The sequence below is a fragment of the Sphingomonas sp. GW821-FHT10C01 genome (genome assembly GCF_059415525.1).
Window position 1 is genome coordinate 402,392 of record NZ_JBWKNK010000001.1, and the last position, 12,914, is coordinate 415,305.

At 64.8% G+C, this 12,914-nt stretch carries 9 protein-coding genes and 1 tRNA gene; 7 read left to right on the plus strand and 3 right to left on the minus strand.

The annotated features are described in order from the left end of the window. The first annotated feature begins 124 nt into the window (after positions 1–124). The gene (locus AC07M1_RS02095; protein ID WP_495160913.1) at positions 125–2,281 is read left to right on the plus strand and encodes a M3 family metallopeptidase; all 2,157 of its coding nucleotides are present in this window, start codon (positions 125–127) and stop codon (positions 2,279–2,281) included. A gap of 79 nt (positions 2,282–2,360) precedes the next feature. Here AC07M1_RS02095 and AC07M1_RS02100 read toward each other — a convergent pair whose 3' ends face one another. Beyond that, positions 2,361–4,013, minus strand: a complete 1,653-nt coding sequence (locus AC07M1_RS02100; RefSeq protein ID WP_495160914.1) for a glycosyl hydrolase family 28-related protein — start codon at positions 4,011–4,013, stop codon at positions 2,361–2,363. 547 nt (positions 4,014–4,560) lie between these two features. Here AC07M1_RS02100 and AC07M1_RS02105 point away from each other — a divergent pair. The 3 genes from AC07M1_RS02105 to AC07M1_RS02115 all read left to right on the plus strand — a co-directional run bounded on the left by AC07M1_RS02105 (position 4,561) and on the right by AC07M1_RS02115 (position 9,335). Further along, on the plus strand, positions 4,561–5,874 hold the full coding sequence (locus tag AC07M1_RS02105) for an alginate export family protein (protein ID WP_495160915.1): 1,314 nt from the start codon (positions 4,561–4,563) through the stop codon (positions 5,872–5,874). A 14-nt stretch (positions 5,875–5,888) separates the two neighbouring features. Continuing rightward, positions 5,889–7,625, plus strand: coding sequence for an amidohydrolase (locus tag AC07M1_RS02110; RefSeq protein WP_495160916.1), 1,737 nt, complete (start codon positions 5,889–5,891; stop codon positions 7,623–7,625). Between the two features lie 126 nt (positions 7,626–7,751). After that, the gene (locus AC07M1_RS02115) at positions 7,752–9,335 is read left to right on the plus strand and encodes a glycosyltransferase family 2 protein (RefSeq protein ID WP_495160917.1); all 1,584 of its coding nucleotides are present in this window, start codon (positions 7,752–7,754) and stop codon (positions 9,333–9,335) included. Between the two features lie 20 nt (positions 9,336–9,355). On the opposite strand, the gene AC07M1_RS02120 is transcribed toward AC07M1_RS02115, so the two are convergent. Continuing rightward, a tRNA-Gln gene (locus AC07M1_RS02120) sits at positions 9,356–9,429 on the minus strand. Positions 9,430–9,630: 201 nt separating this feature from the next. On the opposite strand from AC07M1_RS02120, the gene AC07M1_RS02125 reads away from it, so the two are divergent. Together AC07M1_RS02125 and AC07M1_RS02130 are read left to right on the plus strand one after the other, a co-directional pair. Continuing rightward, complete coding sequence (locus AC07M1_RS02125) at positions 9,631–10,671, plus strand: Ppx/GppA phosphatase family protein (protein WP_495162797.1); 1,041 nt, start codon at positions 9,631–9,633, stop codon at positions 10,669–10,671. Next, positions 10,668–11,360: an RlmE family RNA methyltransferase gene (locus tag AC07M1_RS02130; RefSeq protein ID WP_495160918.1), complete on the plus strand. Its 693-nt coding sequence runs from the start codon at positions 10,668–10,670 to the stop codon at positions 11,358–11,360. Before AC07M1_RS02125 ends, AC07M1_RS02130 begins: the two co-directional genes overlap by 4 nt. A gap of 2 nt (positions 11,361–11,362) precedes the next feature. Here AC07M1_RS02130 and pip read toward each other — a convergent pair whose 3' ends face one another. Further along, the gene (gene pip, locus AC07M1_RS02135; RefSeq protein WP_495160919.1) at positions 11,363–12,313 is read right to left on the minus strand and encodes a prolyl aminopeptidase; all 951 of its coding nucleotides are present in this window, start codon (positions 12,311–12,313) and stop codon (positions 11,363–11,365) included. Positions 12,314–12,515: 202 nt separating this feature from the next. Here pip and AC07M1_RS02140 point away from each other — a divergent pair, with 202 nt between their 5' ends. Continuing rightward, positions 12,516–12,911, plus strand: coding sequence for a hypothetical protein (locus tag AC07M1_RS02140; protein ID WP_495160920.1), 396 nt, complete (start codon positions 12,516–12,518; stop codon positions 12,909–12,911). Positions 12,912–12,914 lie beyond the last annotated feature (3 nt).

Here is a 12,914-nt window from a genome sequence, read left to right on the forward strand (position 1 = left end):
CCGACTCGGGACAAGTTGTTCCTATTTTGTTCCATTGGTAGGCAGAGTCAACCGCTTGCCAACGGCACCGGGGCGCGTATCATCCGGCTATCACACCATGCCCACCTAAATTCAGGGGAATTCCATGAAGCCCGTCACTGGCGCGATCCTGCTCGCCACCACCTCGCTCTTCGCCACCAACGTACAGGCAAGCTCGATGTCCCAGAACGCTCCGGCCCAAGCCGCCCCGGTCAATCCCGCGCCGATGCTCGACAAATGGCCCGGCCCGTTCGACGGGGTTCCCCAGTGGGACAAGGTGACGCCGGCGATGTTCGGCCCCGCCTTTGAAAAGGGGATGGCCGAGGCGCGCGTCGAATTCGCGAAGATCCGCGACAATCCCGCCGCGCCCACCTTTGCCAACACGATCGAGGCGTCCGAGAAGAACACCAGCGCGCTGGCCCGCGTCTTCCCGGTCTGGGGCGTCTACACCAGCAACCTCGCCAGCCCCGAAGTGCAGAAGATCGCCGCCGAGTGGAGCCCCAAACTCTCGGCCTTCTTCACCGAGATGAGCCTCGACCCCAAGATGTTCGCGCGGGTGAAGACGCTGTACGACAAGCGCCAGACCCTGGGCCTCAACCCCCAGCAGCTGCGCCTGCTCGAGCGCAGCTATCGCGGTTACGTGACCTCGGGCGCGCTGCTCGACGCCGCGCAGAAGGCCGAGGTCAAGCGCATCAACGGCGAGCTGGCCAAGCTCTACACCGATTTCAGCCGCAAGGTGCTGGCGGATGAGGAGACCGCGATCTTCCTCGACAGCGAAGCCGACCTCGCCGGGCTTTCCGACAGCTTCAAGGCGAGCCTTGCCGATGAGGCCAAGGCGCGCGGACAGGCGGGCAAGTGGGCGGTCAAGAACACCCGCTCGTCGATGCAGCCGTTCCTGATGTACTCGACGCGCCGCGACCTGCGCGAGAAGGTCTACAACGCCTATATCAACCGCGGCGACAATGGCGACGCGAACGACACCAACGCCAGCATCGCCGCGATCCTGAAGCTGCGCCAGGAGCGCGCCAAGGTGCTCGGCTTCAAGACCCATGCCGACTACCGCATGGACGACACGATGGCGGAAACCCCCGCCAATGCGATGAAGCTGATGATGTCGGTGTGGCCGGCCGCGCGCGCCCGCGCGATCGAGGAGGTCGCCGACATGCAGGCGCTCGCCGACGCCGAAGCCGCGGCGGGCAAGGGGCCGAAGATCACGATCGAGGGCTGGGACTATCGCTATTATTCGGAGAAGGTCCGCAAGGCGAAGTACGACCTCGATGAGAGCGAGGTGAAGCCCTATCTCGAGCTCAACAACATGGTGAACGCCATGTTCTACGCCGCGGGCCGCCTCTACGATCTGCAGTTCAAGGAAAATACGGGTACGATTCCCGTCTTCCACCCCGATGTTCGCACGTTCGAGGTGACGCGCCTGGGCAAGACCGTCGGTGTCTTCTACCTCGACAATTTCGCGCGCGCCGGAAAGCGCTCGGGCGCCTGGGCCACCGCCTATCGCACCCGTTCGGGGATCAAGGGCGACCAGATCGTGCTGGCGTCGAACAACAATAATTTCACCAAGGGCGGCGGCGGCGAGCCGACGCTGATCAGCCTCGACGACGCGACGACTTTGTTCCACGAATTCGGCCATGCGCTGCACAGCCTGATCGGCAACGTCTATTATCCGGGCCTCGCCGGCACGCCGCGCGACTTCGTCGAATATCCCAGCCAGGTGAACGAGAATTGGCTGCTCATGCCCGACGTGCTCAGCCGCTTCGCCAAGCACTACAAGACCGGCGAGGTGATCCCGGCGGCGCTGGTCGCGAAGATCGAGAAGGCGGACACCTTCAACCAGGGCTTCAGCACGGTCGAATATCTCTCGTCGGCGATCGTCGACATGAAGCTGCACGATCGTACGGTGCCGGTGATCGATCCCGACGCGTTCGAGCGCGCCACGCTGGCCGAGCTCAAGATGCCCAAGGAGATCGTGATGCGGCACCGCCTGCCGCAGTTCAATCACCTGTTCTCGTCCGATGCCTATTCGGCGGGCTATTACAGCTATCTGTGGTCGGAGACGATGGACGCCGACACCTGGGCGGCGTTCACCGAGACGGGCAATGTCTGGGACAAGACCGTCGCCGACAAGTTCCGCACCATCCTGCTCGCCACGGGCAACGAGACCGACCGCAAGGAAGCCTATAAGGCGTTCCGCGGCCGCGACCCCGACGTGAAGGCGCTGTTCAAGCGCCGCGGCTTCCCGTCGGAGTGAGAATTGGGGCGCCGCCGGAGTGATCCGGCGGCGCCCATATCACTAGGACGCGTCTATTTCCTGTTCGATAGGATGACGGCTAGCCAGCCGTAACATATTCAAACTCGGCGCGAACGATGGTGCCGACCTTGAACGCGGTCTGATAGTCGAGCACATCGCCATTGCTGTCGTAGACCGTGGCGAACGGGGTACCCGACGGCAGGATGGCGTCATAGAATTTGGGCTTGTCCGTCGTTACGTCGGTAATCGATACCCGGAACGGAACATCGGCCCCGTCATTCGGATAGGGAATCAGGCCGATCAGGGTCAGCGTGCCGGCCGGCGACTTCGTGGTGATCGTCTGTTTGAAGTTGATGCGAACCTTTCCGTTCGACTTGCTGAGCTTTGCGACAAGATTGGCCGCAGTCCCGCCGGGCCAGCCGTCACCCGACGAAACCCCGTTGAACAGGCCGCCGCTGGGCATGTCGGCCGCCCATAATTCGCTGACCCGGCCCGAGGCGATGACGTAGTTATTGACCCGCAGCGGGTAGGACGACGCGCCCGTAACGGGAAACACTTCGACGTCGAGATTGCTCCCGTTGACCACGTCAACGCTGTAGCGATCGGATGCGCCGCCGAAGCCGGACGAATTGCCGATGACGGTCAGCCCTTTGACGTTTTCGGCATAGATCAGCGCGTTCGCGGCCCCGAGTTTTGGCTTGCGCGAGAACACATTTCGAATCGTGATGCCGAGGTTATTTGCGCCTGAAAACCTGAATGCCGGCAGCGTATTATTTTTGTCGTCGCCCTCCTCGATATAGCCGCCGTCGATCAGCCAGGCATTCGCCACGCCCTGCGACTTGATCGCTTCATGCGTGCATCCCTGCCACGAACAGGCGATTGCAATGATATCCGAAGTGAACGGGATGAAACCGCCGAAATCCACCTCGATCGCATGCTTCTGGTCAACGCCCTTGCAGTTGAACAGGTGAACGGAATTGACTTGTCCGCCGGTCACGCCGCCGCCGGTCAGCAGAAGATTTCTGGTGCAATTCGCGAACACGCAATCGCGCAGAGAGCTGTCTCCCGCGAACCCCGACGCGCCTGTCGCCTTGAAGGTTACGGCCGCCGCATCGGCGTGGCTCCACTGGGCGAACGCGCAGCGCTCGAACTCGACATACCAGGCACGCTCGATCAGCACCGCACCAGCCGCTGCGTTGTTTCCTAAAAACCGGAGGCCATCAAAGAGGACCAGCGCCGGGGAGCCGTCAGTGCCTTCTGCGTTATCTCCGACGATCGAGCAAAGGTGCCCCGTCGAACCGGTGTAGCGGATCGTCGATTGCCGATCGTCCCCGTAATAATTGCCCGATGCTTCGCCATGGATCCTGATCCCGCGCTTGGCCGCATCGAACGGGATCGTGAGCGCCGAGCTGATCCGATAGGTCCCGAACGGAACATACAGGCTGGCCCCAAGCGCCCGGGCCGCGTTGATGGCTTGCTGGAATGCGGCCGTGTCGTCGACTGCATCGTTGCCCACCGCGCCATAGTCGGTGACGCTGACGGTCTCGTGGATCTTGTCCTGCGCGCTACGAAGGACGGCGTTGGCGCCGGTCTGGCATGTCGTGATCGAAGCCGTGCCCTGCCGGACCCATGCGCCGGCGTTCACCGCCACACTATCCGCCTTGATGATGTTCCTGTCGTCGATCTGTCCCGTGAAGTCTCCCAATGTCCAATAGAAGAGGCCGTTGGGCACCGACGCGTCCTGCGCCAGGAATGCCGTCGCGTCGGCGACATCCGATGCGCGGAGGCTGATGATATCGAAATAGGTGTTGGTTGCGACCATGTTGTTCCCTCGTCACTCCAGGCGGAGGGCCTGGAACAAACAATGAACAAATCAAATCCAACATTGCAAGCGCTGACGAAGCCGGACGGAATCCCGTTTTCCTCGCGCGATTGGTCGCTGGCGCGAAGGCGTCGTACCAGCCTGAGGTACGCTTCGAATGATTGGCGAGGCCCGCGCTTGGCAAACGTATCGGAGCCTGTTCCATCCAATTTGGGTAGTTGGCGAGCAATCCGGCTATACTAATATTGAATAAACCTAGAAAATTCACCCCCGACCTGTTCGATAAGCGGCAAGGATGCTATGCGTTACCCATGGGGTAGAGCCAGTGTATTTCGGACTTTCCTTTTGCAGATTGCTTGCCTCTTGGGCGGCAGTATTCGCGGCAGGTCCTGTTTTTGCTCAGTCGAGTGACCCTTTCCTGCTCGTAAAAACCGATGATACTGAAATTCGCGCGAAGGTGGAGGCCGGGATCAATCTGGTCGCCGAGGACAATCTGTTCTGGGAGTTCGCCGAAAGCGTGGCGGGGAATGCCGATTTCAATTCGGATGCGCGCTGGCTCGAATTCTATGTGAAGCCCGGCATCACCTTTCGCCGCCAGGCGGGTGGCAAGGCCGCCCTCTATGGTGGCGCGTCGGTCGTCACCTCGGTCACGGTCGGCACCGATGCGTTCGATGCCGGCAACAATGGCCAGACCACGGTCGAGGAACTCTATCTCGGCCTGCAATCAGGCGAGGCGAAGACGGGGCAGGTCGACCTTTCCTTTGGCGCGCGCGAATGGAAGGCCGGGACCGGCATGCTGCTTGCCAATGGCGGGTCGAGCGGTTTCTCGCGCGGTGCGCTGAAGCTCGGACCGCGACGGGCGTGGCGCGTGGCCGGGCTGGTAAATGGACGCGTGGCGGGATTCACGGGCACCGCCTTCTACCTCGATCCCAACGAGGCGCCCGACAATGATACCGACACCAGCGTCGCCGGATTCGACCTGCGTTACGATGGCGCATCCGGCAATTTCGCGGGAGTGACGCTGGGCAAGGTGGTGCGTTCCGGCGCGCCCTATCCCAAGGCGCCGCCGAACGGCATCGGTGTGCCGTCGATCATCGAGGGCGCGCGCGACGGCCTGCAGTTTCTCACCGCCTATGGCCGGATCGCGCCGTCGAGCGGTCCGTTCGCCAATGCCTGGCTCGGGGTCGATCTCGCGCTGGAGCGCAACCAACGGATCGATCTGCGTGCCTGGGCCGGACGGATACAGGTCGGCTACAGGTTCGCCGGCCATCGCTGGCGGCCGAGCATATCCTATGTCTACCAGACCTTCTCCGGAGACGACCCCACCACCGCTCGGCTCGAGCGGTTCGATCCGCTCTACTATGAAGGTAATCCCAGCGCGTGGTCGACGGGTTCCAAATCGTCGATGGTGTTCATCAACTCGAACGTGAACGCGCACCAGATCGTGTTCAGCATCGCGCCGGGCAAGCGCGATACGATCACCGCGCGGGCCGCGCGGATCAGCGCGAACGAGTTGGGCAGCCCGATCCAGTTCGGACAGGCGACACGCCTTGAGTTTGTGGACGGCGTCGCCAACCCGATCACGGGCGTAACGCGCGCGCACCTCTCGGACGATTTCTACCTCGAATACAGCCGTGTGGTGACGCCCAATATCTATCTGACCGCGGGCATTTCCGTTTCGGTTCCGGGTGCCGGGATCAACTCGATCGTGCCGTCGCGCGATGCGCCGTTCTGGACGGGAGGGTTCGTCAATCTGATCGTCAACTACTGACAGGGGAAGTCGTCATGATAGCCACCGATCGACGCAGCGTGCTCAAGCAGGGGGGAGTCGCCGCAGGCCTGCTGGCGTTTGGCGGCCGGGCGATGGCGCGGGGGGTGGGGGAGGCGACGGTCTTCCATGGCGGCCCGATCCTGACGATGGAGGATGCCACGCCGGGCGTGGAAGCGATCGCGGTGCGTAACGGGTTGATCGTGGCGGCCGGTTCGCTCGACGCGGCCAATGCCGCTGTGGGGCGCGGGGCGCGACGCTTCGACCTGCAGGGGCGGACCTTGCTGCCCGGTTTCTTCGATCCGCACGGCCATGTCTCGATGGTCGGGCTGCAGGCGCGCTACGCCAATCTGCTGCCCGCGCCCGATGGCGAGGGCGACACGATTCCCTCGCTCCAACGGATCACCCGCGACTGGATGGCCCGCCATGACGCGCTGGTGCGCAAGAGCCAGCTGGTGATCGGCTTCGGCTATGACGATTCGCAGCTGAAGGAGCAGCGGCATCCGACGCGGGCCGAACTCGACGCGATTTCGCGCGACGTGCCGATTCTGTTCCTGCACCAGTCCAGCCATATGGGCGTGGTCAACACGCCCGCACTCGCCGCGGCTCGCGTCACCGCCGACACACCCGATCCCGATGGCGGCATCTATCGCCGCGAGGCCGGTTCGCGCGAGCCGAATGGCGTGCTCGAGGAAACCGCGCTGTTCGCGATGATGGGGGTGCTGTTCACCCGCATGGATGCCCAGGCGAACCGCGAAATGCTGCGGGAGGGGGCGGCCTTCTATGCCAGCTTCGGCTACACCACCTGCCAGGACGGGCGCTCTTCGACCGACACCTGCCGCCTGATCGAATCGGTCGCGGCGCAGGGCGGGCTACCGATCGACGTGCTGTCCTTTCCCGACATCCTGACATCGACCGACGCGATGGCATTGCCGATCTATCGTCGTAACTATGTCGGCCGTTTCCGTATCGGCGGGGTCAAGCTCACCATCGACGGATCGCCGCAGGCCAAGACCGCCTGGATGTCACAGCCCTATTACGTCCCGCCGGCGGGTCGGTCGGCGGCCTATGCCGGCTATCCCGCGATCACCGAGAAGCAGGCGATGGAGTCGATCGATCTTGCCTTCGCGCGCGGCTGGCAGATCCAGGTACATGCCAATGGCGACGCAGCGGTCGACCTGCTCATCGCGGCGGTGCGCGAGGCGACACGTCGCCACGGAGCCGCCGATCGCCGCCCGGTGCTGATCCACGGCCAGGTGACGCGTGAGGATCAGGTCGATCAGTTGAAGGCGCTGGGCATCGTGCCGTCCTTCTTCCCGATGCACACCTTCTACTGGGGAGACTGGCATCGCGATTCGGTGCTGGGTCCGCGCCGGGCGGAGACAATCTCGCCCTGTGGCTGGGCCTTGCGGCGGGGCATGCGCTTCACCTCGCACCACGACGCACCGGTCGCCAACCCGAATGCGATGCGGGTGCTGTCGGCGACGGTGACGCGCCGCACGCGATCGGGCGATATCCTTGGCGCCGATCAGCGTGTTCCCGTCGAGGTCGCGCTCAAGGCGATGACCTTGTGGGCGGCCTGGCAGCATTTCGAGGATGACCGGAAGGGGGCGCTCGTCCCGGGCAAGCTTGCCGATCTGACGATTCTCTCGGACAATCCCCTGACGATCGACCCCGCCCGCCTCGCCGATATCGCCGTCACCGATACCTTTAAGGAAGGCGTGCGGGTCGCGGGGGCAGCGTCACGCGGTTGACGTCGTTGCGGATATTCTTCCGCTGGTCATTGACCTGAAAAGCTCGCACATCCCGTAACCGACGATCGGCCGGGAACGGATGCCGCTGTACTTTGCGGGGGCATGGCGCGATCCAGGAGAGAGCGCATGGAGACTTCGCCGCCCTCGGACATGTCGGATCGCGCGACGATCCTGCCCCTGAACCAGCCACCGGCTGCCAGTCCTCCGGAGCCGGACTGGCCGGAGTCGGGTGGTGAGAGCCAAAGCCCCCCAATCCCGTTCGATGCCGCCTGGTCGCAACCGCCGGCCGCAGCCAGCGCGCCGCAGGGTGCCGCGCGGCTGGAGCGGGCCATGATCAGCTGCATCATGCCGACCCGTGGTCGCGCCGACCTTGTCGAGCGGGCAATCGCTTGTTTCCGCGCCCAGGACTATCCCGACCGCGAGCTGATCATCGTCCATGATCGCGACGGCGATCTGCCGCCCGGGATCGGCGGCGACGATATCCGGATCCTCCGCGCGCAGGAGAACAGCATCGGGGCAAAGCGCAACCAGGCGGTCGCGGCCGCGCGCGGCGACATCATCGCCCAGTGGGATGACGACGACTGGTACGGCCCCGCGCGGTTGAGCGTTCAAGCGGCGGCGATCCTGGACGGAAGCGCCGAGGTGACGGCGCTGAACGACATTCTGTTCTTCGATGCGGCGACCGGGGTGTGTTGGGAAGCCGACCCCGCGCTGTTCGCCCGGATGTTCGCGGAGAATGTGGCGGGCGGGACGCTGATGTTCCTCAAGCGCGATTGGGAGCGGAGCGGCGGCTATCCACGCGCATCGATGCGCGAGGACAGCCATTTCCTCGCCGCGCTGATGCATGGTGGCGCACGGCTGCACCGCCAGCCGGGGCGCGAGCATATGGTGTATGTCCGGCATGGATCGAACAGCTGGCAACTGCCGTTCGGTCTGGACCTGACTCCGTCGGAATGCCGGATCGTGCCGGCATCCGCCGGATTCGCGGCTGTGCAGGACGCATGGGCCGGTTCACCCGCGCCGGTCAGGCAAAGCGGACCGCTTCGAGCTACCGAGCCAACGATGCTCGTCAGCTGCATCCTGCCCACCGCGAACCGTCGCGCCTTCGTTCCCGAAGCCATCCGGCAGTTCCTGGAACAAGACTATCCCAACCGCGAGCTGATCATCGTCGATGATGGCACGGACAGCATCGCCGACCTCGTCCCATCCGATGCGGCGATCCGCTATTATCGCTCGGCGGCGAGGCTTTCGGTCGGCGCCAAGCGCAACCTTGCCGTCGAGATGGCGCGCGGCGATGTCGTCGTCCATTGGGACGATGACGACTGGCGCTCGAAGCGATGGATGCGCTCGCAAGTCACGACGCTCATGTCGGAGCAGGCCGATATCTGCGGGCTAGACCGCGTCCTGTTCTACGACCGCGAGTCGCGTCGCGGCTGGCGCTACGTTTACGACGGCAGGCAGCCTTGGGTTGCAGGGGGCACGCTCTGCTACCGGCGCGATTACTGGCGCTCGAGCCCGTTTGCCGACCTGAACGTCGGCGAAGACAACGCCTTTGTCTGGAGCAGCCGTTCCAAACGCCTGGTCGTCAACCCGCAGGGCGACCAGTTCGTGGCGACCATCCACCGCGGCAATACCAGCCCCCGGGACACCACTAACCGGCGTTGGCACGCCGTTCCCGCGGAACAGATCGAAGCCTGTATGCGCGCCTAGGGTCTCGTGCTGTAGAGAATTGGATGCCCGACAAGGACTCGAACCTTGATTGACGGAGTCAGAGTCCGCTCTCTTACCATTAGAGGATCGGGCATCACCGACCGAAGTCAGGCGGGGGCAATTAGGAGGAGAAACCGGGCCGGTCAAGGGGGTTCAGGCCGGTTTTGCACCGCCGGTCGCTCGCCTTGCCGATGCCCCGGCGTTGCGCTAGCCTCGTTCCCAAGCACCGGCGGCCCGCTTCGGCCGTGACGGAAGAACATAAGTGAGTGATTTGATGGGGGATGGCTCCGCCAGGATGCCGCGCCCGCCGGCTCCGAAACCGGCCCGCCCGGCCTCAAGACCGTCTCCGCCCCAGCAGGGGCGGGCACGCTGGCCAGAGGCGCGGCACTATGCCGCGCTCGACCTTGGCACCAATAATTGCAGATTGCTGATCGCCCGCCCGCAAGGGTCGGGGTTCACCGTGGTCGACGCCTTTTCGCGAATCGTCCGGCTGGGCGAGGGGCTGGCGTCGAGCGGGCGGCTGTCCGACGCGGCGATCGAGCGGACCATCGCCGCGCTCAAGATCTGCGCCGACAAGCTGAAACGCCGCCATGTCGCGCTGTCGCGATCGGTCGCGACCGAAGCGTGCCGCCAGGCGTCGAACGGCCCCGAATTCATCCAGCGCGTCTATCGCGAGACGGGGATCGTGCTCGACATCATCACCGCCGAGGAAGAGGCGCGGCTGGCGGTGCTGGGCTGCCACGCGCTGCTCGAACCGGGCGACGGCCCGGCTTTGGTGTTCGACATCGGTGGCGGATCCACCGAGCTGGTGCTGGTCGATTCGACCCATGAACAACCCCGCATCCTCGACTGGCACAGCGCGCCCTGGGGCGTGGTCTCGCTGACCGAGGCGCGCGGCATCGCCGACGACCGCGATCCCGATGCGCGCGAGGCGAGCTATGCGCGGATGCGCGACAGCGTGGCGCAGGCGTTCGCGCCGTTCATCGCGCGGCTGCCTGAAATCACCGGCACCCCGCGGCTGCTCGGCACCAGCGGGACGGTGACGACGCTCGCCAGCGTGCATCTGGGGCTGTCCTCCTACGACCGCTCGGCGATCGACGGGCTGATCGTCCCCGCCGCATCGATGCGCGCGGTCAGCCAGCGCGTCGCCGGGCTGGACATGACCGGGCGCTCGGCTATTCCCTGCATCGGCGCGGAGCGGGCCGATCTGGTCGTCGCGGGATGCGCGATTCTGGAGACGATCATGGACATCTGGCCCGCGCAGCGGCTCGGCATCGCCGACCGCGGCATCCGCGAGGGCATCCTTCGCCGCCTGATGGGCGCCCGCGCGCAATGAGCAGGGGCGGCACCCGCGGGCACACCCGCGTTCGGACCGGGCGCGGGCGGACCAGCCAGTCGGTGCGCTGGCTCGAACGCCAGCTCAACGACCCGTACGTCAAGAAGGCCAAGGCCGAGGGCTATCGCAGCCGCGCGGCCTACAAGCTGATCGAGCTGGACGAGAAGTTCGACTTCCTCAAGGGCACCAAGCGCGTCGTCGATCTTGGCCTCGCACCCGGCGGGTGGAGCCAGGTCGTGCGCCGCAAATGTCCCAGGGCAGAGGTGGTGGGCATCGACCTGCTGCCCGTCGATCCGATCGACGGCGTCACCATCTTCCAGATGGATTTCATGGACGATGCCGCGCCCGGCAAGCTGATCGAGGCGCTGGGCGGCGCGCCCGACCTCGTCGTTTCGGACATGGCGGCCAACACCGTCGGCCACCCGCAGACCGACGCGCTGCGCACGATGGGGCTGGTCGAGCTGGCGTTCGACTTCGCGATCAACAACCTCGCGCCCGGCGGCACCTTTGTCAGCAAGGTGTTCGCGAGCGGCGGAGACGGCAAGTTCGTCGCGGAGATGAAGCGCGCCTTCGCCAGCGTGAAGCACGCCAAGCCACCGTCGAGCCGCAAGGGATCGGTCGAATGGTTCGTGGTGGCGCAGGGCTTCAAGGGGCGCCCGGACGCGGCCGAAGACCAGCCGGACGACTGACGTTACGCTGCCGCGTAGCGGTCGGTCGCGCGGATCAGCTGGTCGAGGATACCCGGCTCCGAATAGGCGTGGCCTGCCCCTTCGATCAGGTGGAAATCCGCCTCGGGCCAGGCCTGGTGCAGTTGCCAGGCGTAGCGCGCGGGACAGGGCATGTCGTAGCGGCCATGCACGATCGTCCCGGGAATACCGTGCAGCTTGTGCGCGTCGCGCAGCAGCTGGCCGGGCTCGAGCCAGCAGCCGTTGACGAAATAATGCGTCTCGATCCGGGCGAAGGCGAGCGCGAACTCATCCGCGTCATGATGCGCGGACAGCGCCGGATCGGGGAGCAGGGTGATCGTCTCGCCCTCGAACACGCTCCACGCGCGCGCCGCCGCGATCCGGTCTTCGCGCGGGCCGGTGGTCAGGCGGCGGTGATAGGCGGACAGCAGGTCGCCACGCTCCGCCTCCGGGATCGGCGCGGCGAAGCGCTCATATTTGTCGGGGAACATCTCCGACACGCCGAACTGGTAGAACCAGTCCAGCTCCGGTTTGGTGCAGGTGTAGATGCCGCGCAGCACCAGCTCGCTCACCCGCTCGGCATGCGTCTGGGCATAGGCAAGCGCGAGCGTCGAGCCCCAGGAGCCGCCGAACACCAGCCATTGCTCGACCCCGGCGAGTTCGCGCAGCCGTTCGATATCGGCGACGAGGTGCCAGGTGGTGTTGGCGTCGAGATTGGCGTGCGGCGTCGATCGCCCGCAGCCGCGCTGGTCGAACAGCAATACGTCGTAGCGCGCGGGATCGAACAGCCGGCGATGGGTGGGCGCGATGCCCCCGCCCGGGCCGCCATGCAGGAACACGGCGGGCTTGGCGCCCGGCGTACCGGAGCGCTCGTAATAGATGCTGTGGCCATCCCCGACGTCGAGCATGCCCGACGCATAGGGGGTGATCTCGGGGTAGAGGGTGCGCAGGGTCATGGGGTGGTTGTGGAGATTGTGGGGCGGGAAGGGAAGCCAGTAGATGCCGGTTGCGGGAGCTCGTGCCGGTGGGCTCAAGGCCGCGCTGGCCGGGTTACGAGCGCGTCAATCCAGCCGTCATCCCGGCACAAGGCCGGATGACAGAGGCCGAGACCGCTAACGCCCCCATTGCAGACATCTGTGTCTTCGTTAGCTTGGCGACATGACGCGCTGGATCGAAGGGACCATCTCCTCTTTGCGATGTGAAGGGAGCGGTCATGTAACCCCCCATCTGACCTTTAGCGGTGACACCGACATGGTAACTGCTGGGCTTACTTCTCTGACCAGCGTGGCCGTCGATGAGATAGTTGTCGCTGAGATGATCGACGCTGAAGTTGAAGACGGCGGCAATGAGGCTGTGCAGACCCGCGTCAATAATCTCCTTGTTCGCGATGACCTTAGAGTGGTGCATCTTCGTCGTGTGGAGGCGGCCACCGCATCGGCGGGAGTGTGGTTTCAAGAGTTTCGGCAGACATACATTCCACCTCGCTTGATCTTCGCATGTCCTCAGTGTGGTGCGGACGCAGTGGCCTACCGCAACGAAACGCCCACCCAATAGCCG

What these genes read in the sequence shown, in the direction of transcription:
- AC07M1_RS02095 (WP_495160913.1), top strand. Translation starts at nt 125, where the DNA reads ATGAAGCCCGTCACTGGCGCGATCCTGCTCGCCACCACCTCGCTCTTC.
- AC07M1_RS02110 (WP_495160916.1), top strand. Translation starts at nt 5,889, where the DNA reads ATGATAGCCACCGATCGACGCAGCGTGCTCAAGCAGGGGGGAGTCGCC.
- AC07M1_RS02115 (WP_495160917.1), top strand. Translation starts at nt 7,752, where the DNA reads ATGGAGACTTCGCCGCCCTCGGACATGTCGGATCGCGCGACGATCCTG.
- AC07M1_RS02125 (WP_495162797.1), top strand. Translation starts at nt 9,631, where the DNA reads ATGCCGCGCCCGCCGGCTCCGAAACCGGCCCGCCCGGCCTCAAGACCG.
- AC07M1_RS02130 (WP_495160918.1), top strand. Translation starts at nt 10,668, where the DNA reads ATGAGCAGGGGCGGCACCCGCGGGCACACCCGCGTTCGGACCGGGCGC.
- pip (WP_495160919.1), bottom strand. Translation starts at nt 12,313, where the DNA reads ATGACCCTGCGCACCCTCTACCCCGAGATCACCCCCTATGCGTCGGGC.
- AC07M1_RS02140 (WP_495160920.1), top strand. Translation starts at nt 12,516, where the DNA reads ATGACGCGCTGGATCGAAGGGACCATCTCCTCTTTGCGATGTGAAGGG.